The 23,836-nt window shown below is 68.8% G+C and carries 18 protein-coding genes and 2 tRNA genes; 8 read left to right on the top strand and 12 right to left on the bottom strand.

What is annotated here, in order from left to right; all coding sequences use genetic code 11:
- Window positions 1-73: 73 nt before the first annotated feature.
- Window positions 74-649, top strand: a complete 576-nt coding sequence (locus ACPCXD_RS08450) for a TetR/AcrR family transcriptional regulator (protein ID WP_026061615.1) — start codon at window positions 74-76, stop codon at window positions 647-649.
- A gap of 22 nt (window positions 650-671) precedes the next feature.
- Here ACPCXD_RS08450 and ACPCXD_RS08445 read toward each other — a convergent pair whose 3' ends face one another.
- Together ACPCXD_RS08445 and ACPCXD_RS08440 are read right to left on the bottom strand one after the other, a co-directional pair.
- The gene (locus tag ACPCXD_RS08445; RefSeq protein ID WP_145691862.1) at window positions 672-1,505 is read right to left on the bottom strand and encodes an alpha/beta fold hydrolase; all 834 of its coding nucleotides are present in this window, start codon (window positions 1,503-1,505) and stop codon (window positions 672-674) included.
- 78 nt (window positions 1,506-1,583) lie between these two features.
- Window positions 1,584-2,237 carry a TetR family transcriptional regulator gene (locus ACPCXD_RS08440; protein ID WP_059383940.1) on the bottom strand — a complete coding sequence of 218 codons (654 nt, stop codon included), beginning with the start codon at window positions 2,235-2,237 and terminating at the stop codon, window positions 1,584-1,586.
- A gap of 229 nt (window positions 2,238-2,466) precedes the next feature.
- Here ACPCXD_RS08440 and ACPCXD_RS08435 point away from each other — a divergent pair, with 229 nt between their 5' ends.
- Genes ACPCXD_RS08435 through ACPCXD_RS08425 form a run of 3 tightly spaced genes read left to right on the top strand, consistent with a single transcriptional unit; the run spans window position 2,467 to window position 5,077 of the window.
- Window positions 2,467-3,510, top strand: a complete 1,044-nt coding sequence (locus ACPCXD_RS08435) for a ferredoxin reductase (RefSeq protein ID WP_423659184.1) — start codon at window positions 2,467-2,469, stop codon at window positions 3,508-3,510.
- Window positions 3,511-3,552: 42 nt separating this feature from the next.
- Window positions 3,553-4,809: a fatty acid desaturase family protein gene (locus tag ACPCXD_RS08430; protein ID WP_423659182.1), complete on the top strand. Its 1,257-nt coding sequence runs from the start codon at window positions 3,553-3,555 to the stop codon at window positions 4,807-4,809.
- On the top strand, window positions 4,787-5,077 hold the full coding sequence (locus ACPCXD_RS08425; RefSeq protein ID WP_145691859.1) for a hypothetical protein: 291 nt from the start codon (window positions 4,787-4,789) through the stop codon (window positions 5,075-5,077). Before ACPCXD_RS08430 ends, ACPCXD_RS08425 begins: the two co-directional genes overlap by 23 nt.
- Before the next feature lie 12 nt (window positions 5,078-5,089).
- Here the strand turns inward: ACPCXD_RS08425 and ACPCXD_RS08420 are convergent, their stop codons facing one another.
- Window positions 5,090-6,037 (bottom strand): alpha/beta hydrolase, encoded by a 948-nt coding sequence (locus tag ACPCXD_RS08420; RefSeq protein ID WP_088897401.1) that lies wholly within the window; start codon window positions 6,035-6,037, stop codon window positions 5,090-5,092.
- Between the two features lie 38 nt (window positions 6,038-6,075).
- A complete protein-coding gene (locus ACPCXD_RS08415; protein WP_106201548.1) occupies window positions 6,076-7,719 on the bottom strand; it encodes a flavin-containing monooxygenase in 1,644 nt (547 codons plus the stop codon).
- A gap of 177 nt (window positions 7,720-7,896) precedes the next feature.
- On the opposite strand from ACPCXD_RS08415, the gene ACPCXD_RS08410 reads away from it, so the two are divergent.
- On the top strand, window positions 7,897-10,281 hold the full coding sequence (locus ACPCXD_RS08410; protein WP_253250004.1) for an ATP-binding protein: 2,385 nt from the start codon (window positions 7,897-7,899) through the stop codon (window positions 10,279-10,281).
- 22 nt (window positions 10,282-10,303) lie between these two features.
- Here the strand turns inward: ACPCXD_RS08410 and ACPCXD_RS08405 are convergent, their stop codons facing one another.
- From ACPCXD_RS08405 to selD, 5 genes are all read right to left on the bottom strand, one after another.
- Window positions 10,304-11,608: an L-lactate MFS transporter gene (locus ACPCXD_RS08405; protein ID WP_016694429.1), complete on the bottom strand. Its 1,305-nt coding sequence runs from the start codon at window positions 11,606-11,608 to the stop codon at window positions 10,304-10,306.
- A gap of 33 nt (window positions 11,609-11,641) precedes the next feature.
- Complete coding sequence (gene nrfD, locus ACPCXD_RS08400; RefSeq protein WP_016694430.1) at window positions 11,642-12,661, bottom strand: NrfD/PsrC family molybdoenzyme membrane anchor subunit; 1,020 nt, start codon at window positions 12,659-12,661, stop codon at window positions 11,642-11,644.
- Window positions 12,658-13,572 carry a 4Fe-4S dicluster domain-containing protein gene (locus ACPCXD_RS08395; RefSeq protein ID WP_229567866.1) on the bottom strand — a complete coding sequence of 305 codons (915 nt, stop codon included), beginning with the start codon at window positions 13,570-13,572 and terminating at the stop codon, window positions 12,658-12,660. Before ACPCXD_RS08395 ends, nrfD begins: the two co-directional genes overlap by 4 nt.
- Window positions 13,569-16,940 carry a formate dehydrogenase gene (gene fdh, locus ACPCXD_RS08390; RefSeq protein WP_423659177.1) on the bottom strand — a complete coding sequence of 1,124 codons (3,372 nt, stop codon included), beginning with the start codon at window positions 16,938-16,940 and terminating at the stop codon, window positions 13,569-13,571. The genes ACPCXD_RS08395 and fdh overlap by 4 nt, the downstream gene beginning before the upstream one ends.
- A 121-nt stretch (window positions 16,941-17,061) precedes the next feature.
- A complete protein-coding gene (gene selD / locus ACPCXD_RS08385; protein ID WP_145691856.1) occupies window positions 17,062-18,084 on the bottom strand; it encodes a selenide, water dikinase SelD in 1,023 nt (340 codons plus the stop codon).
- 58 nt (window positions 18,085-18,142) lie between these two features.
- Here selD and ACPCXD_RS08380 point away from each other — a divergent pair.
- From ACPCXD_RS08380 to selB, 3 genes are all read left to right on the top strand, one after another.
- A tRNA-Sec gene (locus tag ACPCXD_RS08380) sits at window positions 18,143-18,237 on the top strand.
- A gap of 32 nt (window positions 18,238-18,269) precedes the next feature.
- Window positions 18,270-19,574, top strand: a complete 1,305-nt coding sequence (selA, locus tag ACPCXD_RS08375; RefSeq protein ID WP_258259218.1) for an L-seryl-tRNA(Sec) selenium transferase — start codon at window positions 18,270-18,272, stop codon at window positions 19,572-19,574.
- Complete coding sequence (gene selB / locus ACPCXD_RS08370; RefSeq protein ID WP_301848713.1) at window positions 19,574-21,316, top strand: selenocysteine-specific translation elongation factor; 1,743 nt, start codon at window positions 19,574-19,576, stop codon at window positions 21,314-21,316. Before selA ends, selB begins: the two co-directional genes overlap by 1 nt.
- 128 nt (window positions 21,317-21,444) lie before the next feature.
- On the opposite strand, the gene gdhA is transcribed toward selB, so the two are convergent.
- The 3 genes from gdhA to ACPCXD_RS08355 form a co-directional block, all read right to left on the bottom strand.
- Window positions 21,445-22,788: an NADP-specific glutamate dehydrogenase gene (gene gdhA, locus ACPCXD_RS08365; RefSeq protein WP_026061181.1), complete on the bottom strand. Its 1,344-nt coding sequence runs from the start codon at window positions 22,786-22,788 to the stop codon at window positions 21,445-21,447.
- A 202-nt stretch (window positions 22,789-22,990) separates the two neighbouring features.
- Window positions 22,991-23,064: transfer RNA gene (locus tag ACPCXD_RS08360), tRNA-Arg, on the bottom strand.
- Between the two features lie 62 nt (window positions 23,065-23,126).
- Complete coding sequence (locus ACPCXD_RS08355; protein ID WP_423659174.1) at window positions 23,127-23,783, bottom strand: DedA family protein; 657 nt, start codon at window positions 23,781-23,783, stop codon at window positions 23,127-23,129.
- Between the last annotated feature and the right edge of the window lie 53 nt (window positions 23,784-23,836).

The raw sequence follows: 23,836 nt of genomic DNA, 5'->3' as shown, positions 1-23,836 counted from the left end.
TGTCGCGCAGGGTCGGATCTGTACGACAACATACATAGAATATGGGTGACAACCACCACTGCCGGAGGAACGGGTGAGCGCTGCAGAACGACGGGACGGACCGCGCGCGGCGATGATCGCCAGCGCGATCGCGCTGATGAGCGAGCGAGGGGTCGCGGCCACGTCGTTCCGGGACGTCCTCGAGCACAGCGGTGCGCCGCGCGGTTCCATCTACCACCACTTTCCCGGCGGCAAGGCGCAACTCGTCGAAGAGGCCACGGACCGGGCCGCCACCCGGATCGAGCGGTCGCTGACGGCGAAGGTCGACGGTCTCGGTGTGGTGGACACGGTGCGCGCCGTCGTCGACCTGTGGCGTGAGGGTCTCGTGGCCACCGACTATGTCGCGGGATGCCCGGTGGTGGCCGCCGGTCTCGGGACCGAACCGCGTGCGCGCGCACGGGCCGGGGAGGCCTTCGACACCTTCGTCGACGTCGTCGCGCGGTCCCTGGTGGCCGACGGCGTCGGCGCGGAGCGTGCGCGGTCGTTGGCGAACCTGGTCATCGCCGCACTGGAGGGCGCACTGGTCGTGGCCCAGGCGCAGCGCAGTCCGGCTCCGCTCGATGCGGTCGTCGCCGAGCTCGAAGTGCTGCTCGCCCCGGTCGTGGGCTGACGGAAGCCGCGGTGGGCGGCTCTCAGCCGTTCCGCCGCCGCGAGATCGCGTTCGCGATCTCGTCCGGCGCCTCCTCCGGGATCCAGTGCGAGACGTCGGGCAGGACCACGAAGTCGTACTCGGCGTCGACGAATTCGCCACACCGTTCGGCGCCGGCTCGGCCGATCGCCATGTCGGCGGTGCTCCAGATGTAGGTCGTCGGGACGCGGACCGGGGGAGTCGAATCGAGATCCCGTGTCATGGCGCGATACCAGTTCAGGGCGGCGGTGAGCGCGCCGGGCGCGGACATCGCGGCGACGTAGTGGTCGACCGAGTCGTGGTCGACGGCGGAGGTGAACATCGCCCGCAGGCGCCGTGCGTCGTCGGCGAGGAGGAGTTCCTCCGCCTTGCCCTCCTGGCGGAACAGGCCGATGTAGGAGGAGCGCTCGCGCTGGTCGGCGTCCTCCCGCAACGCCCAGCCGTAGGCAGCGAGGTGGGGGACCGAGACCGCGGTCAGCGCCGAGACGCGGTCGGGATTGTGGGCGGCGAAGTACCAGGCCACAGCGGCGCCCCAGTCGTGCCCGACGAGGTGGACGCGATCGAGCCCGAACTCGTCGAGCAGGCCGAGGACATCACCGGCGAGCGCCGGCACCCCGTAGTGCTCGACGCCGGTCGGCCGGGCACCGGGGGAGTAGCCGCGCTGGTCGGGGGCGATCACGCGGAAACCGCGCTCGACGAGCAGTCGCGCCACCGGCGTCCAGCTGCGTGATGTCTCGGGGAAGCCGTGCAGGAGCACGACGGGTGTGCCGTCCCTCGGACCCGCCACGCGCACGTCGAAGGTCAGGTCGTCGTAGGTGGCGGGTTCGGTCGATGCCATGGGAACCACGTTACGGAAGGCACGTGTCTGCGACAGGATTTCCCGTCCACCTCGGCGAACCGGCGTCGCGTCGGCCCGTCACCGGTCGCCGGACGTCCGGCGCGGCCGCCATGCCGCCGCGCCCAGCAGGATCAGACGCATCTGTTTCTCCGCGCGGGTGACGACCTCCGCCTCCTGCGCGCTGCCGGGACGTTCGACGGCGAGCAGGTCGAGGACGAAATCGAGCATCGCGGTCACCAGCAGGTCGGCGGCCATCTCGAGATCGTCGAAATCCCAGTCCTCGAGGCCCGGGGAGCGACCCAGGTCGGCGGCGAGCTCGCTGGTCAGCAGGCGCAGCTCGACGGAGATCGCGGCGGCCACCTCGGGAACGCCACCGTGGCGTTCGCGTGCCAGGAACCGGAAGGCCGCCTTGTGAGCCCGTACCTGCTGGACCAGCACGTCGAGCGATTGCCGCGCGCCTGCCGGGCCGGGTGTGCGCCGCGCGTCGCGCAGCAGGCGCCGCAGCACCCGCATCGTGTCGGCGGCGAGAGTGACTCCGAGCTCGTCCATGGACGAGAAGTGCCGGTAGAACGCGGTCGGCACGATGCCCGCGCTGCGGGCCACCTCCCGCAGGCTCACCCCGCCGAGTCCCCGGTCGGCGGACAGTTCGAGGGCGGCGTCGAGAAGCGCCTGACGTGTGCGTTCCTTGCGTTCGGCGCGGGTGGTCGGCGGGGGTACGGAAGCGGTGGACACCCCCCGAGTCTAGGCACGACGTTCCGGGCGGTGTCCGGTCATCTGTGTCTGCGGTCACATCAGGGTTGACAGACAGGTGTGTCCGACTGTCACACTGATTTCAGTGCACATTCGTTCACTGAGCACGCAGAGGTCTACCGAAAGGCGGACAGACATGATCGTGCGCGACCGTCCGACACCCGTCCCGCGCTCGGTTTCGTTGCGGAAACTCCTGGTAGGAGCACTCGGGATGCTGTCCTATCCGCATCACCCGGACCGCTACCTGGAACTCGCCGACCCGCTTCTCGTCACGTCGGCGAACTACGCCCGGATTACAGATGTGGACCGAAGTGCCACCGACTCGCTCACGGTCACGGTGCGGCCCGCGCAGCCGTGCCGACCCCTTCCCGGGCAGTACGTGACCGTGTCGGTCCGCGTCGACGGCGTGCGGCACACGCGCTGCTACTCGCCGACGCTCGTCGACGCGGGGTCGAAGCGCAGGCCCGACCTGCGGTTCACCATCGGCAGGCATTCCGAGGGCACCGTCTCGCGCCACCTCCACGACCGTGCGCAGGTCGGAGATGTCGTCGAACTCGGTTCTCCCGCAGGCGAGTTCGTGCTGCCGAGCCCACGCCCTCGACGCCTGCTGTTCGTCGCCGCGGGCTCCGGGCTGACGCCCGTGCTGTCGATGCTGTCCGGTCTCGTCGCCGAGGGGTACGACGGGTCCGCGGTGCTGCTCTACTACACGCGTACGCCCGGGCACGTTCCGCGTCGCGCCGAACTCGAGGCGCTCGCCGACTGCCCCAACATCGAGATCGTCCACGCCCACACCCGCTCCGACGACGGGCTGCTGCAGGGGCGGTTCGACCGTAGCCACCTCGCGGCCGTCGCGCCCTGGTATGCCGACACACCCACCTTCGTGTGCGGTCCGGCGGAGATGGTCGCGCGCATCCGCGAGGTCTACGCCGAGCGGGGTGCCGAGACCATGGTGAACACCGAGGAATTCGTCCTCGCACCACCGGTCGTGTCGACGGACGATGCCGGCGGCGAGATCTCCTTCGCCGAATCCGGCGTCGTTGCCGAGAACACCGGGTCGACGCTGCTCGAACAGGCCGAAGCGGCAGGGCTCACGCCCGAACACGGATGCCGCATGGGCATCTGCCACAGCTGCACCGCAGTCCGGCTGTCGGGCTGCACGCGCGACGTGCGTACCGGCGACGTCGGTTCGGAACCCGGTCGCCGCATCCAGATCTGTGTCAACGCCCCGGTCGGCGACGTCGCCGTCGAACTCTGAACCGGCTATCGGACGACACCACCGAAAACCTTGGAGGACATCATGTTCGGATTGTCCCTACCCACCGTCCCCTTCCTGCCCTTCCTGTCCGGCCGCAGTTCTGCGGCCGAGAACGAACCGCTCGTCCTCGACCACGACAGCGTCGAGGAGATCGGTCGCGAACTCGACGCACTGCGGGAGCAGACGCTCGCATCCCTCGGTGACGAGGATCGCGAGTACCTCTACCGGATCATCAGTGCGCAGCGCGGATTCGAGATCGCCGGTCGCGGTCTGCTCTTCGTCGGCTTCCTCCCGCCCGCATGGGTCGCCGGGGTCGCAGCACTGAGCGTGTCGAAGATCCTCGACAACATGGAGATCGGGCACAACGTGATGCACGGTCAGTACGACTGGATGCGCGAACCGTCGCTGAATTCTCGTGTCTTCGAATGGGACACGGTGTGCCCGTCGGACCAGTGGCGGCACTCGCACAACTACGTGCACCACACCTACACCAACATCCTCGGCCAGGATCGCGACATCGGATACGGGATCCTGCGCATGGACCCTGCCCAGAAGTGGCATCCCTACTATCTCGGCAATCCGGTCTACGCGACCGCTCTCATGTTCCTGTTCGAATGGGGCGTGATGATGCACGACGCGGAGGTCGACCGGATCGTCGCCGGGAAACGCTCCTGGCGCGACGTGATCCCGATCGCGAAGGGCTGGTGGCGCAAGGCCGGTCGCCAGGTGATCAAGGACTACATCGCCTTCCCGCTGCTGAGCGGACCGATGTTCGTCCCGACCCTGCTCGGTAACGCGACCGCCAATCTGGTGCGCAACGTGTGGGCGTACTCGATCATCTTCTGCGGCCACTTCCCGTCCGGCGTGCAGTCCTTCACCGAGGAGGAGACCGCCGACGAGACCCGGGGCGAGTGGTACGTCCGGCAGATGCTGGGCAGCGCGAACATCACCGGCTCCCCGTTGTTCCACATCATGTCGGGCAACCTGTCGCACCAGATCGAGCACCACCTGTTCCCCGACCTGCCGGCGCACCGTTATCCGGGGGTCGCCCCGAAGGTCAGGGAACTGTGCGAGAAGCACGGACTTCCGTACAACACCGGTGGCCTCACCGCCCAGGTGACGTCGGTGTGGAAGAAGATCTTCAAGTTCGCTCTCCCGCCGGGATGGGTGCGTTCCGAACCCGAGTCGCAGGTGATCATCGACCGTCGTCGCGGCGCGGACCACCTCGCCGGCGATGCGGGTACCCTCGCGGACGACACGATCGAGGGGGTCGAACATGGTGGGAAGATTCGAGCGTAACAAGGACACGATCCAGGAGGTCACCGAGTCGGCGGCCACCCACGTCGGCGCGATCGCCGGGATCATCACCGGGGCGGTCCGGGACGTCACCCGCGAGATCGGCGAGCTGATCACCGACGCGATCGAGATGCGCGAGGCCGCTCGCGCGGCGCGCGAAGACGACGAGCGCGCGGCGCGGGACGACGACGAGCGTGCGGCGCGCGACGACGAGGAACGCGGAGAAGGGCCGGCGACGTCGGATCGTCGCTCGGCCCCTCCCGCGGAGTAGCGGATCGAGTTCCTACCGCGCGGGGACGCCCGAGGTGGTGCGGGTGACGAACCCGGCCACCTCGTCGCGCATCTCGCCGCTGCGCGGCACCGCGCCCGACATCCAGAATGCGCCGTGCACGAGCCCGTCGAACCGGCGAATCGTCACGTCCACACCCGCCTCTCGTAGCCGTCGTCCGTAGAGCTCACCTTCGTCGCGGAGCACCTCGTTCTCGGTGGTGAGCACCAGGGTCGGTGGCAGACCGTCCACACGGGGCGCGCGTGCGGGAAGCGCATACGGTGTCTCTGCGTCCTCGGGTGAGGCGAAGTACCGGTCGAGGAACCAGTCCATGTCGGCGGCGGTGACGATGTACCCCTCGGCGAACTCGCGGCGCGAGGGCAGGTCGGCAGCGCGGTCCAGCGCCGGGTAGATCAGCACCTGTCCGCGCAGCACCGGTGCGCCTTCGTCGCGGGCCCGCAGCGCGACTCCGGCTGCGAGGTTGCCACCGGCACTGTCGCCCATCACCACGAGGTTGTGCGGGTCGCCGCCGCACTCGGCGATGTGCGCGGTGACCCACTGCAACGCAGCCCACGCGTCGTCGGCCGCTGCGGGGAACGGATGTTCCGGCGCCAGACGGTATCCCGCGGTCACGACGGTGGCCCCGGTCGCGCGGGCGATCGCCCGCGCCGGTTCGTCCACGACGGTGAGGTCGCCCGCGACGAACCCGCCGCCGTGGAAGTAGAGCACCACCGGACGCGGCCCGGTGTCCGTCCCGGGGGTGTAGATCCGTAGGGGGAGACGGGTGCCGTCGCTCTCGTAGTGGGTCTCGTCCACACGCTCGACGTCCTGCGGTGGAAGTTGGAGATCGGTGAAGGTCGCGATCGTCGCGCGGACCTGATCGACCGTCATCTGCGAGAACGACGTGAATCCCTGCTGCCGAAGTCCTGCGATGAGGCCGGCGGCGTGGTCGTCGAGTGCCATGGGTGGTTTCCTTCCGAAAGGTGGGGGAGATCGGTGCGCTACGAGGCGGCCGGGACGGTGGCTCGTGCCGGGGCGAGGTCGAAGCCGACGTAACCGCCGTCGACGACCTCGGCGCAGACCTGCCGGTAGGTGGGGGCACCCCCGAGGTAGACCATGCAGGCACGCGGTTTGCCGGGGATGTTCGCGCCCATGTACCACGAGTCGGTCTGCGGCAGCAGCGTCTGCTCGGCGATCTCGGTGGTGGTGCGCACCCAGTCGGCTTCGGCTTCCGGGGTGGGTTCGATGACGTGGAGATCGTGTGCGCGCAGATACGCGATCGCGTCGGTCGCGAAGTCGACGTGGTCCTCGATCGCCAGCGGCATGTTGTAGAGCACCGAGGGCGACTGCGGTCCGGTGATCGTGAAGAGGTTGGGGAACTCGTCGATCATGATGCCGAGATAGGTGCGCGGCCCGTGTGCCCACCTGTCGGCCAGGCGCACACCGTTGCGGCCGCGGATGTCCATGGCCATGAGCGGTCCGGTCATCGCGTCGAAGCCGGTCGCGAGCACGATGGTGTCGACCTCGTAGGTGCGGTCGCCGACGCGCACACCGGTTTCGGTGATCTCGCTGATCGGAGTGCTCTTCACGTCGACGAGGTGCACGTTGTCGCGGTTGTATGCCTCGTAGTAGTTCGTCTCGAGCGGGGGACGTTTCGTGGCGTAGGCGTATCCCCGGGGTGCGAGCGTGTCGGCCTTGGCGGGGTCCTGGACCCGCTCGCGGATCCGCTCGCGGATGTACTCGGCGGCGGTGTCGTTGGCCTGCCTGTCGAAGAGGATGTCCTGGAAGCTGTCGATGAACAGGCGGAACCCGCCCGCGTTCCAGCGTTCGTCGAACACCCGCCGACGCTCCTCGGCATCGACGGCGAGCGCCGACGGCTGCACCTGGTCGAACGGAACACCCAGGAAGTGGTTGCGTGCGGCCTCTCTCAGTTCGGGGTAGATCTTCTTGGCCTCGTCCAGCACCTGCGGGTCGAGCGGACCGTTCCCGAGCGGGGTGGCGAACTGGGGCGTGCGCTGGAAGACCACCAGTTCCGCGGCCTGTTGCGCGATCAGCGGGATCGCCTGGATCCCACTGGCGCCGGTGCCGATGACCGCGACCCGCCTGCCGGTGAAGTCGACGGGCTCGTGCGGCCAGTTGCCGGTCAGCAGCACCTGCCCACGGAAGTTGTCGATGCCTCCGAACTCGGGCTTCTTGGGGACCGAGAGGTTGCCGGCGCCGGAGATGAACCACCGGGCCGTCACGGTCTCACCGGTGTCGGTGCGGACGGTCCACCACGAGTTCTCGTCGTCCCAGTGCACGCCGATCACCCGCGTGCCGAATGTGATCGTCTTCCGCAGGTCGAAGCGGTCGGCCACGTGGTTCAGGTAGCGGAGGATCTCCGGTTGCCCGGCGAACTTCTCGCTCCACTGCCACTCCTGCTGCAGGTCCTCGTCGAACGAGTACGAGTAGTGGATCGACTCGATGTCGCAGCGGGCGCCGGGATAGCGGTTCCAGTACCAGGTGCCACCCACATCGTCGCCGGCCTCGAAGACCCGCACGGACATGTTCATCCGGTCGCGCAGTTTGTGCAGCGCGTACAGGCCGGCGAATCCGGCTCCTACGACGACGACGTCGGTGTCGGGGGTGGTGGAGGAAGTGGTCATCTGTCCTGGCTCCTCGGTATCGGTGATGTCGCTCCGGCGGATGAACCGAAGGTCTGCATCGACGATGACGTGGATCACACACGAGAACGCGGGGCGAATTACCCCATCGAGTACCTGTGTTGGCCGTCACACGACCACCCGGGTATGTTGGGCCCACTATCTCTGAGAAGCGTGACGATGGAATCTGCCCTGCCGGAAGCTGCACCACCCCGCACCCCGGGGCCCACCCGTTCGGTGACGACCTTCATCGGTCGCCGTCGCGAGATCGACGAGGCCCGGTCGTGCCTCCAGCGGACCCGGCTGCTGACGATCCTCGGTCCGGGTGGAGTGGGGAAGACCCGGGTGGCCGAGGAGCTGGCGGTGCGAACCTCGCGCGCGTTCCGCGATTCGTTCCGCTGGATCGATCTGGCGGTGGTGCGGGATCCGGAGTCCGTTCCCTCGGCTGCAGCGGCCGCTCTGGGCGTGACCGACCAGTCCACCAGACCCGTGATGGACAAGATCATCGACCGTCTCCGCGACGAGCACATGCTGATCGTGGTCGACAACTGCGAACACCTGATCGCGACCGTGGCCGACTTCGTCGCTGCCGTTCTCGGTGATGCACCGGAGGTGCGGATCCTCGCGACCAGTCGTGAGCCGCTCGCGGTGGCGGGGGAGGCGGAGTACGTGCTTCCACCTCTGACGACACCGGACGGATCGACGGGGAACCGGGCGGCCGATCTCGAGCGGTTCGAAGCGGTGGGTCTGCTCGTCGAACGGGCCCGGCAGGTGGTCCCGGGCTTCGAGGTGACCGACGACAATGCCGATGCCGTTGCGCACCTGTGCATCGCGCTCGACGGTGTGCCGCTCGCTCTCGAACTCGCGGCCACCCGGCTGCGTTCGTTGTCTCCGGCACAACTCGTCGACCGGCTCGATCGTCGTTTCGCACTGCTCACCGGGGGCAGTCGCGTGGCGGTGCCGCGGCAGCAGACCTTGCGCGCCCTGATCGACTGGAGCTACGAACTGTGCTCCGATGCCGAGCGGACGCTGTGGGCACGGTTGTCGGTGTTCACCGGCAGTTTCGACCTCGAAGCCGCGGAGACCGTCTGCGCCGACGACGATCTGCCGAGCGAACAGGTCATCGACCTGCTCGACAGGTTGATCGCGAAATCGCTTGTGGGTGTCGATCGTTCGTCGTCGGTGTTGAGGTACTCGCAACTGGTGACCGTGCGCGAGTACGGACACGAACTGCTCGACGCCCGCGGGGAACGGGAACAGCTGTACCGGCGGCATTGCGAGCACTATCTCGACCGTGCCCGTCGCTGCGCCGAGAGTTGGTACGGGCCGAGGCAATCCGCCCTGCTGTCGTCGATGCGCGCCGACCACGCGGATTTCATGGCAGCGCTCGACCGATCGATCCGGGACGACGACGAACTCGCCACGGGGGCGGCGCTCGCCGTCGCGCTGCGCTATCACTGGATCGCGGGTGGCTACCTGTCCACCGGGCGGGCCCGGCTCGAACGACTCCTGCAACGACTTCCGCGCTCGAGCAGCGAGCGCGGCAACGTGCTGTGGGTGACCGCGTGGACGGCCCTCATCCAGGGAGACCGCGACGGAGCGGCGGTCCACCTCGACGAGTGCCGTTCGATCGCAGACGGATCCGGTGATGTACGGTTGCGAGCCCACTGCGATCACTGGAGTGCTCTGCACGCACTGTTCTGCGGGGCGACGGCCGAGGCGATCGACCTCTACCTCCGTGCGGCCCGGGTACATCGTGCGCACGGCGACCACGCCGCCCACCTGACCTGCCTGTTCCAGCTGGCGATGGCGCAGACCTACGATGGACGACTCGACGACGCCCTGGAGACGTGCGCTCGCGTCGTCGAGATGGCGGATCAGCACGGCGAGCGGTGGAACAAGGCCTATGCGCTGTGGGTCTCGGGGCTTGCGCATTACCATCTCGGGCGCCTCGGCCCTGCGGTCGAAGCGGCGAACGGCGCGCTGGCCGTCCAGCGCGACTTCGAGGACAAGATCTGCACGGCACTGTCGCTCGAACTGCTGGCTTGGTCGGCAGGCGCCGAAGGCGACACGGAGAAGGCCGCACGGCTGTTCGGGGCCGCACGGACGGTGTGGCAGCGCCTCGGTACGACGATCGCAGCATTCGGGCCGCACATCGAGCAGGACTCGATGGCAGCGGAGCGTCGCCTCCGGGAACGGATGGGCGAGACGGACACCGCCGAATCGCCCCACCCGCAGTCCGGCATGCGCATCGTCGATCTCGTGGACAGCGCTCTGGAGCCGAGAGAGTCCTCGGGCAGGCGGACCTCGCGTGCTCCGGGCTCCGCCCGACGGCAGCGCGGGGGAGGCGAGTCCGCCTCCCGGACATCCCCGCTGACGAAGAGGGAGCAGGAGATCGCGGGACTCGTCGCCGGAGGCCTGAGCAATCGCGCGATCGCCGACCGGCTCGTGATCTCACGCCGGACCGTCGACGGTCACGTCGAACGGATCCTCGACAAACTCGGCGTGCACTCCCGCACGCAGGTCGTCTCGTGGTTGCACACCCACGAAGCACCCGGAGCGTGAACGAGCAGGACGGCGATCCGGCTCAGGACCGGGACGGGACCGATTCCCGGCGCGCCTCCGGCACCTTCGTGATCAACGTGAGCACGACCGATACGAGCGCGATGATGCCGATGGTGGTGTAGGCGAGGGTGTACGCCTTGTCGTCACCGAGGAGCGTGGACGCGATGATCGGACCGATGATGCCGCCGATGCTCCAGCCGACGAGCATCAGGCCGTAGATGGCGCCGGCGTTGCGGACCCCGAAGAAGTCGCCTGCAGTGGCCGGCATGGTGCCGAAAGCACCGCCGTAGCAGAGGTAGACGATCGCGGCCAGGATCGAGAACAGCACCACTCCACTGGCGTGCGGCAGCACGATCAGGCACACGCCCTGCAGCACGAGCAGTGCGGTGAAGGTCTTCATCCGGCCGATGCGGTCGGAGATCGCCGCCCACACGATCCGGCCGGCACCGTTGAAGATCGCGAGCGCGCCCACGAGTGCCGCCGCGCCGGAGGCACTGAAACCGGCGATGTCGGACGCGCTCGGCTTCGCCTGCGAGATCAAGGAGATGCCGGCGGTCACGCACAGGGTGAGGATGGCGGTCAGGAGGTACCACTGGGGCGTGCGCAGGGCCTCACCCTGGGTGTACTCCTTGCCGCGGTCGGTCCCGCTGCCGTCGCTGCCGGTGGGTTCGAAGCCCGGCACGGTGTATCCCTCGGGCGGGTTGCGGAAGAGTGCGGCACCGGCCAGCGACATCACGAGGTAGGCGATACCCAGGGGCAGGAAGGCACTCGTCGGGTCGTCCGGGTTCCGGTCGATGAGCCACTGCGCGACCGGCGAGGTGAGCACCGCGCCGAATCCGAAGCCGCCCACCGCGAGTCCGGTGATGAGACCGGTCTTGTCGGGGAACCACTTCTGCAGCATGGCGATCGGGACGATGTATGCGAAGCCCAACCCGAAGCCGCTGATGATGCCGTATCCGAGGATGAGCAGCCAGTAGTCGTCGGCTCCGTCGGTGAACGAGGCGAGCAGGATACCGAGCGCGTAGATGATGCCGCCGATCAGCGCGACGACGCGGGGGCCTTTCAGATCCTGCAGTCGGCCACCGAGATAGGTGCCGATGAAGATCATGCCGATGGTGACGGTGAACGGCAGTGAGGCCCGGACCGTGCTCAGTTGCCAGGAGTCGGCGCTCTCGAGGGCTCCGCCGAAGACCGACCACGCGTAGACCGCGCCGATCGAGAACTGCAACAGCAGACCTCCGGCGACGAGCAACCAGCGGAAGCTGCCCGGAGGCTGTGTCGTCGCGGTGTCGCCGTGTGGTTCGCGCGTGGGTTTGCCGGAGTCCATGCGTTCTCCTTCGTTCTGCCCGCGAGCCGGATCTCAGCTGCGGTAGCGAACGGGTTCCCCGCGATCGACTCGTTCACGCTGGGGAACGACGGTGTACTTGGGATCCTTCGCCGACGCGATGCCGGCTTCGTAGACGCCGAGTCGCGTGCACAGCGAACCGACCATGAGGGCGGCACCGGACACGGCCGACACCACCCGATTGCGGCGACCGACGAGCGCGCCGAGCGCACCGGCCACCGTCAATGCCTTGCTGGCCTTCATCAGTCGTCCGGGGCGACCCTGGTGGAGCGTCTCGGCCGACAGGCCCATCGACTTCTCCATCTGCTGCTCGGTCGCGAGTTCGACGAGCGCACCGCCGACAGCGAAGGCGCGCGCCGGTCCGGCCTCGGCAACCGGCGCGCCCAGCAGTCCGAGACCACCCGATGCGGCGGCCGCCGACCCGCAGAACACGAAGGGGATCTCCTTGAAGGCGGAATGCCAGGCCGGAGTTGCGGTGTCGGACAACAGGACTCCGGTATACGCGGCGACCGGCGGTGCGGTCAGTGCGCCCACGATCCCGGCGGGCCGGCCGAGGGTGAGCAGCAGACGCACCGGCCCGCGCTTCCATCGGGTGGGGAGCATCTCGGCGATCTCCGCGACCGCGGCGACGCCCGCGAACGGACCGTGCAGCGACAGGATCCACGTCCCGACCGACATCGGTGAGGTCGGTTTGGCGACCCGCAGCATGTTGAGGAAGCGACTCGGTTTGCCGAGATCGTGGACCAGCGCACCGACACTGACGAGCAACGATGTGAGCGAACCGAATCGGGCCACCCGGCGCAGGGCGGGCCGCCCCGTGAGATCGGCACCCGCGGCGAGCAGCGAACTGCCCGCAGCGACACCGCCGGTGAACAGGTAGATCGCGATATCGTGTTCCCACGGAGCCGGTTTCACGATCTGACGTCCGTAATAGGACTCGAAGTCGGCCTCCGGCACCATCACCCGGTCGCCGCCGCGACCGCCACCGGACCGGCGGGGATTGCCCGGGCTGCCGCCGTGCTGCACCTGGGTCATCCGCGCCTCCTCAGGAACGACACGGCGGCGCCCGCCAGCATCGCGACGGCCGCGACGGCTGCGCGGGTCCACATCTCCGGAAGATCCTTGGTCGTCACCACCGGATCCGGCGGCAGGCCGTAGACCTCCGGTTCGTCGAGGAGCAGGAAGAAGGCGCCGGTTCCGCCGACCCCGTCCTCGGGATCGTTGCCGTAGAGCCGTGCCTCGCCCACACCGCGCTCGTGCAGGGTGGCCAGTCGTTCCTCGGCGCGGGCGCGCAACTCCTCGACGTCGCCGAACTGGATCGACTCCGTGGGGCATGCCTGCGCGCACGACGGTGTCTGGCCGTCGGTGAGCCGGTCGTAGCAGAGCGTGCACTTCTGGGCGATACCGACCTTCGGGTCGCCCTCCGGACCCTTGCGACGATCGATGACGCCGTATGGGCAGGCGGCCACGCAGTATCCGCAACCGTTGCAGATGTCGTCCTGCACGACCACCGTGCCGAACTCGCTGCGGAACAGCGACCCGGTCGGGCACACGTCGAGGCACGCCGCGTGGGTGCAGTGCTTGCACACGTCCGAGGACATCAACCAGCGGAAGTCCGGCTTCTCCTCCTCCGGGAGCTCCGTCGGGGTCGCCCCGACCGTCGGCATCCCCAGCGACACCGGCGGTTTCGACTCGGCAGGACGCTCGATGAAGGCGACGTGCCGCCACTGGTTGGCGTTGAGCGAATGACTGTTGTCGTACGAGGTGCCGAGCATCGCGAAAAGGTTCTCGGGGACGTCGTTCCACTCCTTGCAGGCCACCTCGCAGGCCTTGCACCCGATGCACACACTGGTGTCGGTGAAGAAGCCCTTGCGAGCCGGCGGATCCTCGTACCCGGCATCGGGTGCCGGGTCGATCGGTCCGAAGAAGCTGTTGGGGCCGCTCACTCGTCCTCCTCCGGGGCATGTCGGTCGTCCGAGGCCTCCGGGGCATGTCGGTCGTCCGAGGCCTCCGGGGCATGTCGGTCGTCCGAGGCCGTATCACCGTCCGGGACGGTCACGATGGGTGGGTACACGTGATCGGTTACCCCGGCCCGCCGCGCATATCCCTCGACGTACTCCCGAAGTCCCGCTCCGGTCGGTCGACGTCCGGCGCGGACGTCGCACGTACCGACCTTGGTCTCCTGGATGAGCACGTTGGGGTCCAACGTGATTCCGAACAGATCGTTGGTCGAGTCGCCGGTCACCATGCCGCCGCTGCCCCAGTGATAGGGCATCCACACCTGGTGGACGGTCCGTCCCTCCACCTTCAGAGGCCGCAACCGCTCGGTCACCAGCACCCGGCCCTCGACCGCGGAGCGGGCGGTGATCACGTGGCACCAGCCCATGTGCTCGAGTCCGCGTTCGGCCGCCAGGGCGGGAGAGACCTCCACGAACATCTCCGGTTGCAGTTCGGCGAGATGTTCGAGATAGCGGCTCATGCCGCCGGCGGTGTGGTGCTCGGTGAGACGGCTCGTCGTGAACACGAAGGGGAACACGTCGATGTGGTCCTCCGGCGGCGCCGGGTTCATCGGGTTGTCGTCGCGGCGGTACTCCTTGCGCGTCGGGTTGGCCTGCTGCGCGTAGAGCGGGTTGCGGAAGGGTGACTCCACCGGTTCGTAGTGCGTCGGCATCGGACCGTCGACGAGCCCCTGCGGCACGTAGAGGGCGCCCTTGCCGTCGCCCTGCATGATGAACGGGTCGATCCCTTCGAGCGCCTCGATACCGTCGGCGCCTTCGGGGGAGCGGTAGCTCGGCGGCTTCGTCTTCTCGAAGTCCGGAACATCCGCACCCGTCCACTGCTGCGCGTCGTCGTCCCACCACACGTAGGCCTTGCGTTCGCTCCACGGCCGGCCCTCGGGGTCGGCGGAGGCCCGGTTGTAGAGGATGCGGCGGTTCATCGGCCACGCCCAGCCCCACTCGGGAGCCACGAACGACTGCTCGTGCCGGGACTTGCGCCGGTTGGCCTGGTTGACGCCGTCGGCATAGACCCCGGTGTAGATCCAGCAGCCACCCAGGGTGGAACCGTCGTTCTTCATCTCGGTGAACGACGACAGCGGCCGGCGGGTCGCGACGTCGTAGCCGTTGATCTCCATGAGCACCGCGTCGGCGCTCGGCTCGTCGTGCTCGCCGTGCACGGGATAGTCCCATGCCAGGTCGAGCAGCGGACGGTCGCGCTCGTCGGTGGACTCGGCCAGACGCTCCCGCATCATGCGCCCGAGGTGGTAGAAGAACCACAGTTCCGAGCGGCAGTCCTCCGGCGGCTCGACGGCCTTCTCCCGCCACTGCAGCATCCGCTGGGTCTGCGTGAAGGTGCCTTCCTTCTCGGCGTAGGAGGCCGCCGGGAAGAGGAACACCTCGGTGGCGCACTCCTCGGTCACGATCTCGCCGGTCTCGATCTCCGGGGAGTCCTTCCAGAAGTTGGCGCTCTCGATCTCGAACAGGTCGCGCACCACGAGCCAGTCGAGGTTCGCCATCCCGAGCCGCTGCGCACGTCCGTGAGCAGAGCCCACGGCCGGGTTCTGCCCGAGGAGGAAGTAGCCCTTGACCTTTCCGTCGATCATGTCGAGCACCGAACGGTAGGTGCCGTGGTCGCCGGTGATCCTCGGCATGTAGTCGAAGCAGTAGTCGTTCTCCGCGGTCGCCGCGTCGCCCCAGTAGGCCTTGAGCAGGTTCACGGCGTAGGCGTCGGCCTTCGACCAGAAACCCTTGCTGCCCGGGTTGCGGACGCTGTCGACCCAGTCCGTGAACGAGTGGTGCTTGTTCGCGTCGGGCATCGGCAGGTAGCCGGGCAGGAGGTTGAACAGCGTCGGGATGTCGGTCGAGCCCTGGATGCTGGCGTGACCGCGCAACGCCATGATGCCTCCGCCGGGGCGGCCCATGTTGCCGAGCAGCAACTGCAGGATCGCGCCGGTGCGGATGTACTGCACACCGACACTGTGCTGGGTCCAGCCGACGCTGTAGACGAGCGCCGTCGTCCGCTCCCGGCCGGAGTTCTCCGTCCACGCGCGGCAGACGTCGAGGAAGTCCTCCTGCGAGACGCCGCACACCTGCTCGACCACCTCGGGGGTGTAGCGGGCGAAGTGCCGCTTGAGCACCTGGTAGACGCATCGCGGGTGCTGCAGCGTCTCGTCGCGCCTCGGGTGGCTCGCCGTCTGCATGCCGTGCGCCTCGTTCTGCAGGCCCGCGGCCGTCTCCCGATGCTCGGCGTGCTCCTCGGAACCGTTGGCCTGCGACTTGTGCAGGTCGCCGGATTCGTCCTCCACGTCGTACTGCCAGCTCGTCGGATCGTAGGTCCGCTTCTCGGGGTCGAAGCCCGAGAAGAGCCCGTCGAGATCGTCGGTGTCCTCGAACTTGTCGCTGACGAGCACCGCGGCGTTCGTGTAGTTGACGACGTACTCGCGGAAGTCCAGCTCGTTGCTCAGGACGTAATTGACGATACCGCCGAGGAAGGCGATGTCGCTGCCGACCCGGATCGGGACGTGCTTGTCCGCCACCGCGCTGGTACGGGTGAAGCGCGGATCGATGTGGATGACGCGGGCACCACGCTTCTGGGCCTCCACGACCCACTGGAAGCCCACCGGGTGGGCCTCGGCCATGTTGGAACCCTGGATGATGATGCAGTCAGCGTTTGCAAGGTCGGCCGTGTAGCCGGTGGCGCCGCCGCGTCCGAAGCTGGTCCCCAGACCGGGGACGGTGGCGGAGTGTCATATACGGGCCTGATTCTCGATCTGGACCGCCCCCATCGCTGTGAACAGCTTCTTGATGAGGTAGTTCTCCTCGTTGTCCAGCGTGGCACCGCCGAGACTGGCGATACCCATCGTGCGCCGGACCCGGTGGCCCTTGTCGTCGAACTCCTGCCAGGTCTCGCGGCGGGTCTTCAGCACGCGATCGACGACCATCTCCATGGCCGTGTCGAGATCGAGGTCTTCCCATTCGGTGCCGTAGGGCCGGCGGTAGCGGACCCGGGTCTCGCGCAGCTCGCTGGTGACGAGGTTCTTGCTCGCCGAACCCTTCGGGCACAGGCGCCCACGGTTCACCGGGCTGTCGGGATCGCCTTCGACCTGGACGACCTTTTCGTCCTTGACGAAGATCTTCTGTCCGCATCCGACAGCGCAGTAGGGGCACACGCTGCGGGCGACACGATCGGCGGTGGAGGTGCGCGGTTCGATCTCCTCGGTACGACGGGACCGTGCGGCCTTGCCGCGTCCGAGCAGATCCTTGCCGAGGAACTGGCGCAGGACGGGCCAGGGGAGGGACGTGTCCTTCTCCGCCATCGGTACTCCTTTCCTGCGCTCTCGTTCCGAAGCTACCGTCTACCCATGCTTCGTGCCGGCTAATCCCGGTGCAGGTGTGTCGTCGTGTCACACAGTCCCGGAGATCCGGCGGTCCGGGGCCTCAGCGCACCCGGATCGCGTGCTCACCCGCGGGGACGACCTCACCGATGACGGGATGGCCGGGCAGCTCTCCGACGACCAGCAGACCGCCGGACGTCTGGGCGTCGGCGAGCAGCAGCAGCTCGTCCTCGTCCACCTCCGAGTCGACCTGCTCGCGCACCCAGTCGAGATTGCGCCGGCTCCCGCCGGGGACGAATCCCTCCGCGAGCGACTCCCGTGCCCCGGCGACGTACGGCACTGCCGCGGAGTCGATCACAGCGGTCGTGCCGCTGGCCCGCATCATCTTCATCAGGTGCCCGAGCAGACCGAAACCGGTGACGTCGGTGGCGGCGCGAACACCGGCATCGTGCGCGAGCTGCGCCGCCTCGCGGTTGAGTGTCGTCATCACCGCGACCGCTTCCTCGAACCGCTCGCCGGTGGCCTTGTGACGATTGTTCAGGACGCCGAGACCGAGCGGCTTGGTGAGGGTGAGCGGCAGGCCGGGCGTGGCAGCGTCGTTGCGCAGCAGGCGATCCGGATCGCCGAGACCGGTCACGGCCAGACCGTACTTCGGCTCACGGTCGTCGATGCTGTGCCCGCCGGCGAGATGGGCACCCGCCTCGGCGCACGCGTCGGCGCCGCCGCGCATCACCTCGGCGGCGAGTTCGAACGGGATGAGTTCGCGCGGCCAGCCCAGGAGGTTGACCGCGATGATCGGCGTGCCACCCATCGCGTAGACGTCGGACATGGCGTTGGTGGCGGCGATCCGTCCCCAGTCGTACGGGTCGTCGACGACCGGGGTGAAGAAGTCGGCCGTCACGATGACGGCCCGGCCGCTGCCGTCGGGTGCCGGGTCGATCCGGACCGCGGCTCCGTCGTCGCCGTTCTCCACGCCCACCAACAGTTCGCCGGCGGCCCGTCCGCCCTGCAGACCGCCGAGTACCCGTTCGAGTTCACCCGGCGGAACCTTGCATGCGCAACCGCCGCCGGCGGCGTACTGGGTGAGTCGGATGGCGCCCTCGGGAAGGTCGACGTGTGCGGTCATGGACCCAAACATACGGGCGAGTCGTCACCGAGGGTCCGGCTTCGGTTAGGGTGAGCGCGGAGGTGGTTCTCGTCTGGTGACGGTCGCGGTCTTCAAAACCGTTGTGGCCCAGTATCTGGGCTGGGCGGGTTCGATTCCCGTCCGCCTCCGCCAAATGTTTTCGTCGACCGTGGGATGAGGAGCGCGTGCCGGATCCGAGACGGGACGTTCCCCGCACCGACCAGGTCCTGGCCGATCCGCGCCTGCGCGAGGCCGTCGACCGGCTCGGCGCCCGACTGGTCAAGCAGACCGTCGTCGCGGCCCAGCAACGGTGCCGCGACGGCGAGATCGGGCCCGACGCCGTCGCCGACATCGCGGTCGCGTCGTTACCGCAGCAGGCGACCACGCTGCGCCGCGTCGTCAACGCGACCGGCGTGGTCGTGCACACCAATCTCGGTCGCGCCCCGCTGTCGCGAGCGGCGGTCGAGGCCGTGTCCACCGCGGCCGGCGCCACCGACGTCGAACTCGACCTGGCCACCGGCCGGCGCGGACGGCGAGGACGCGGTGCCCTCGAGGCGCTCGCCGAGCACGTACCCGACGCCGGTGGCGTCCACGTCGTCAACAACGGTGCCGCGGCTCTTGCCCTGGTCACGCGGGTGCTCGCGCGCGGTGGTCGCTCGATCGTGATCGCGCGGGGCGAACTGGTCGAGATCGGCGACGGCTTCCGGATCCCGGAACTGCTGGAATCCGTGGGGGCGACGCTGCGGGAGGTCGGCACCACCAACCGCGTGCGCCTGAGCGACTACGCCGCGGCCGTCGACGACGACACCGCCTTCGTCCTCAAGGTGCACCCCTCGAACTTCACCGTCAGCGGCTTCACGTCGTCGGTGTCGGTCCGTGAACTCACCGGGCTCGGACCACCCGTCGTCGTCGACATCGGATCGGGTCTGCTCGCCCCGCATCCGCGGCTGCCGAACGAGCCCGACGCCACCACCGCCCTGCGCGCCGGCGCCGACCTGGTGACCGCCTCGGGCGACAAGCTCCTCGGTGGCCCGCAGGCCGGCCTGCTGCTCGGGCGGGCCGAACTCGTGGAGCGCCTGCGCCGCGACCCGTTCGCGCGGGCGCTGCGCGTCGACAAACTCACCCTCGCCGCTCTCGAAGCGACACTGACGGGACCGATGCCCCCCGTGGCGGCGGCGCTGGTCTCCCGCCCGGAGGATCTCCGCGCCCGCGCGCAGGCGATCTGCGGGGCACTGCCACCGGAGTGCGAACCCGAGATGGTCGACTCCGACGGTGTCGTCGGTGGCGGCGGCGCCCCGGACGTCGTCCTGCCGAGCGTCGCGATCGCCCTGCCCGAACACCTCGCTGTTCCGTTGCGGCTCGGTGAGCACCCGGTCGTCGGCCGCGTCGAACGCGGCCGGTTGCTGCTCGACCTGCTCGCGGTCGACCCCGCCGAGGACGGCGAACTGATCGGTGCCGTGACGCGCGTGGCCGCTCGCGAAGGCTCCTGATGCACGTCGTCGCGACCGCCGGTCACGTCGACCACGGCAAGTCGACGCTGGTCGAAGCGCTCACCGGGGCGAACCCGGATCGGCTCGCCGAGGAACGGCGACGAGGACTGACCATCGAGCTCGGTTATTGCTGGACGTCCTGGCCGGAGGTGGGGGAGGTCGCCTTCGTCGACGTCCCCGGGCACGAGCGATTCCTGACGACGATGCTCTCCGGGGTGGGATCGGTCCCGGCCGCGCTGTTCGTGGTGGCCGCCGACGATCCGTGGATGCCGCAGGCGGCCGAACACCTCGCGGCGCTCGACGCGCTCGGCGTGCGCCACGCGGTCGTCGCCGTCACCCGGGCCGATCTCGCCGATCCGGGACCCGCGGCCGCGCGAGCCGCGGCGGAGGTCGCCCGCACGAGCATGGCGGGGGCGCCCGTCGTCGCCGTGAGCGGGCGCACCGGGATGGGCCTCGACGATCTCCGCAGCGCACTGACGACGATGGTCGCCTCGCTCCCGGACCCCGATCCGCAGGCCGACGTCCGGCTCTGGGTGGACCGCCGGTTCACCGTGCGCGGATCCGGAACCGTCGTCACCGGAACCCTTCCCGCGGGCACGGTGCGCGTGGGGGACACCCTCGCGCTCGGGGACACAGCACTGCGGGTCCGCAGCGTGCAGGCACTCGGTCGTGACCGGAGCGCGGTGAGCGGCGTGGCCAGGGTCGCCCTCAATCTCACCGGTCGGGTCGACGACCTGGGACGGGGCAGTGTGCTCGTCACGCCCGGCGCGTGGCACCACACCTCCGTCGTCGACGTGCGGATCAGCGGCGAGGACCGGCCTCCGGTCGCTCCGGTGCTGCACATCGGAGCCGCGGACGTCGGCGTCCGGTGCCGTCCGCTGGGAGACGATCTCGTTCGGCTCACCCTCGACCGCCCGTTGCCCCTGCGGATCGGCGACCGCGCCCTGCTGCGCGACCCGGGCCGTCGGATGATCTGGCGGGCCGACGTTCTCGACCCCGATCCACCCCGGTTCCGGCGGCGCGGTGCGGCGGCACGCCGCGCGCTGCAGCTGGCGGGGGCCGACGGGACGCCGCGCCTGGCCGACGAGCTCGCCCGCCGCGGACTCCTGCATCGGCAACGGTTGCGGCAGTTGGGCATTCCGCTCGAACAGGGAGAACACCTGACGGTCGGGCCGTGGCTCGTCGCACCCGGCCTCGCGAAGGCCGTCGCCGACCGGCTGCCCGCACTCGTGCAGGCCCACGCCCGCGCCCATCCACTGGATCCGGCGGCACCGTTGACGGTGCTGGCGTCGCAGCTGCGTCTTCCCACACCCGACCTCGTCCGGGCGCTGGTGCGGCCGCCACTCGAAGTGGTCGGGGGACGGGTGATCGCTCCCGGCGCCGACGGTCTGCCGCCGAAGATCCGCAAGGCCGTCGAGCAGGTGCGCCGCGATCTGTCGGCCGCTCCGTTCGCGGCCCCGACCGCCGATCGCCTGCGCGAGCTCGGCCTCGACGATCGTGCCCTCGGCGCGGCCGAACGCAGCGGACGGTTGTGGCGGGTGGGGCCGGGCATCGTCCTGCTCCCCGATGCCGCCGACACGGCCGTGGAGCTGCTGGGGGAGTTGGATCAGCCCTTCACGACCAGCGCCGCGCGCGAGCGGCTGGGAACGACGCGGCGGGTGGTCCTGCCGTTGCTCGACCGGCTCGACAAGGCGGGTCGCACCCGCAGGCTCCCCGACGACCGCCGCGAGATCGTCCGCTAGACCGCCGTCCCGCCCTCCCCGGCGGGACAACTACTCACCGAAACGCGAAGTGCGGGTACCGAACTCGTCGGTACCCGCACTCCGTGTGAGACTTCGGTCGTCGGATGACGCCCGGTGTGAACGCAGCGTCAGATGACGCCCAGTGCGAACATGGCGTCGGCGACCTTCACGAAGCCGGCGATGTTGGCGCCGTGGATGTAGTCGCCCGGCTTGCCGTACTCGGCAGCGGTCTCGACACACCGGCCGTGGATGTCGGCCATGATGCCGGCGAGACGCTCGTCGGTGTAGTCGAAGTGCCACGAGTCGCGCGAGGCGTTCTGCTGCATCTCCAGTGCGGAGGTCGCCACGCCACCGGCGTTGGCGGCCTTGCCGGGCGCGAAGGCGACTCCGGCGTCGCGGAAGACGCTGATGCCGCCCGGGGTGGTGGGCATGTTGGCGCCCTCGGCGACGATCTTGACGCCGTTGTTGACGAGGGTCTTGGCCGACTCCTCGTCGAGCTCGTTCTGCGTGGCGCACGGCAGTGCGATGTCGCAGGGAACGTTCCAGATGTTGCCGCCGGGGTAGAACTCGGCGTCGCCGCGCTCGTCGACGTACTCGGAGATGCGTCCGCGACGGACCTCCTTGATCTCCTTGAGCAGCTCGAGGTCGAGGCCCTTGCGGTCGACGATGTAGCCGGAGGAGTCGGAGCACGCGATGGCGGTGCCGCCGAGCTGGTGGATCTTCTCGATGGCGTAGATCGCGACGTTGCCCGAACCGGAGACGACGGCGGTGCGGCCCTCGAGCGAGGTGCCGGCGGTCTTGGCCATCTCGTTGACGAAGTAGGCCGCGCCGTAACCGGTGGCCTCCTTGCGCACCTGCGAACCACCCCAGGTGAGGCCCTTGCCCGTGAGGACGCCGGACTCGTAGGAGTTGGTGAGGCGCTTGTACTGGCCGAACAGGTAGCCGATCTCGCGGCCGCCGACGCCGATGTCACCGGCCGGGACGTCGGTGTACTCACCGATGTGGCGGTGCAGCTCGGTCATGAACGACTGACAGAAGCGCATGATCTCCTGCTCGGAGCGACCCTTGGGGTCGAAGTCCGAGCCGCCCTTGCCGCCGCCGATGGGCAGGCCGGTGAGCGCGTTCTTGAAGATCTGCTCGAAGCCGAGGAACTTGACGATGCCGAGGTTGACGCTCGGGTGGAAACGCAGGCCACCCTTGTAGGGGCCGAGAACGCTGTTGTATTGCACGCGGAAGCCACGGTTGACGTGGACGTTGCCCTGATCATCGATCCACGGCACGCGGAAGATGATCTGCCGCTCCGGCTCGCACAGGCGCTCGATCAGGCCGGATTCGAAGTATCCGGGGTGGCGCTCGAGCACGACATGCAGAGACTCGAACACTTCGGCCGCAGCCTGGTGGAATTCGGGTTCACCTGCGTTGCGGGCCTTGACCTGCTCGTAGATCTCTTCGATGCGGTCCGATGTCGACACGCCCACCTACCTGACTCTGTGAGGATTCTGTAACAAGGGTTTTACGACGAAAACTATAGGGCGTGGCCCTTAGCATGTGTTAACCCGGCTCCAAGGTGGGATGAGAAACACACGGCCGGAACGGCCTGTCCGTCGGGCGAATTGCCCGGTTCATCGGTACGATGTGCGACCCCGTGGCGGACGATGCGCCGACGGTCGGAGGTGCCCCCGGCAGGACTCGAACCTGCGACCTAGAGATTAGAAGGCTCTTGCTCTATCCAGCTGAGCTACGGAGGCGCGGCCAGAATCTTAGCGGGTGCCTCCGGGCGTCGCCGCACACACCCTCGCGCCCGCCGGGGTCAGCGCTCGAGCGTGCTGCCCCGTTCGTCGTCGGGGCTCGATTCGCCCCGCGGAACGTCCACACCACCGGTCTTGAACCGCTGCAGGAGGTGGTCGATTCCGACACCCAGGACCACCGCGACGCAGATGGACACCGCGGCGCCGAACAGCGGCTGCGATTCGAACCATCCGCCGACGAGGCGCCCCACCAACGCCGAGTAGAGAGCCCAGGTCGTGCCGCCGAGGATCGTGAGGGGCACGAACTTCTGCCGCGGGTAACGGGTCGCTCCGGCCGTCATGTTCACGGCGATCCGACCGATCGGGATGTAGCGGGCCGTGAGGATCACGGCGGCACCGCGCTTGTCGAGTCCGCGCCGCGCCCACGCGAAGGCGGCCTGCGCCTTCGGGCGCCGCATCCACCGGAACCGTTCGGTACCGACCTTCCGCCCGATCGTGTACGCGATGTTGTCGCCGACGATCGCGCCGAGCGCCGCGAGCACGATGACGAGCCACAGATAGGGACGCCCGGTCGAACCGGAGAGGGACGCCAGGGTCACCAGAACGGTCTCGCTGGGCACCGGCGGGAAGAAGCCGTCGAGGATGCACACGGCGAAGACCAACGGATAGACCCACAGGGCTGCGGCCTGGCCGATGATGAATTCGTTGATCACGTCCATGGATATGCGTGGTGCTCCCGTCGCGTCCGCCGGATCGGCTGCTTCCACGCTAT

It is taken from the genome of Rhodococcus sp. AB351, assembly GCF_049538275.1.
Classification (GTDB): domain Bacteria; phylum Actinomycetota; class Actinomycetes; order Mycobacteriales; family Mycobacteriaceae; genus Rhodococcus.
The sequence above is the reverse complement of the archived record's forward strand: the minus strand, read 5'-3'. Positions and strand labels throughout refer to the sequence as shown.

What these genes read in the sequence shown, in the direction of transcription:
- ACPCXD_RS08445 (WP_145691862.1), bottom strand. Translation starts at nt 1,505, where the DNA reads ATGGCATCGACCGAACCCGCCACCTACGACGACCTGACCTTCGACGTG.
- ACPCXD_RS08435 (WP_423659184.1), top strand. Translation starts at nt 2,467, where the DNA reads ATGCTGTCCTATCCGCATCACCCGGACCGCTACCTGGAACTCGCCGAC.
- ACPCXD_RS08430 (WP_423659182.1), top strand. Translation starts at nt 3,553, where the DNA reads ATGTTCGGATTGTCCCTACCCACCGTCCCCTTCCTGCCCTTCCTGTCC.
- ACPCXD_RS08425 (WP_145691859.1), top strand. Translation starts at nt 4,787, where the DNA reads ATGGTGGGAAGATTCGAGCGTAACAAGGACACGATCCAGGAGGTCACC.
- ACPCXD_RS08420 (WP_088897401.1), bottom strand. Translation starts at nt 6,037, where the DNA reads ATGGCACTCGACGACCACGCCGCCGGCCTCATCGCAGGACTTCGGCAG.
- ACPCXD_RS08415 (WP_106201548.1), bottom strand. Translation starts at nt 7,719, where the DNA reads ATGACCACTTCCTCCACCACCCCCGACACCGACGTCGTCGTCGTAGGA.
- ACPCXD_RS08410 (WP_253250004.1), top strand. Translation starts at nt 7,897, where the DNA reads ATGGAATCTGCCCTGCCGGAAGCTGCACCACCCCGCACCCCGGGGCCC.
- ACPCXD_RS08405 (WP_016694429.1), bottom strand. Translation starts at nt 11,608, where the DNA reads ATGGACTCCGGCAAACCCACGCGCGAACCACACGGCGACACCGCGACG.
- nrfD (WP_016694430.1), bottom strand. Translation starts at nt 12,661, where the DNA reads ATGACCCAGGTGCAGCACGGCGGCAGCCCGGGCAATCCCCGCCGGTCC.
- selD (WP_145691856.1), bottom strand. Translation starts at nt 18,084, where the DNA reads ATGACCGCACACGTCGACCTTCCCGAGGGCGCCATCCGACTCACCCAG.
- selB (WP_301848713.1), top strand. Translation starts at nt 19,574, where the DNA reads ATGCACGTCGTCGCGACCGCCGGTCACGTCGACCACGGCAAGTCGACG.
- ACPCXD_RS08355 (WP_423659174.1), bottom strand. Translation starts at nt 23,783, where the DNA reads ATGGACGTGATCAACGAATTCATCATCGGCCAGGCCGCAGCCCTGTGG.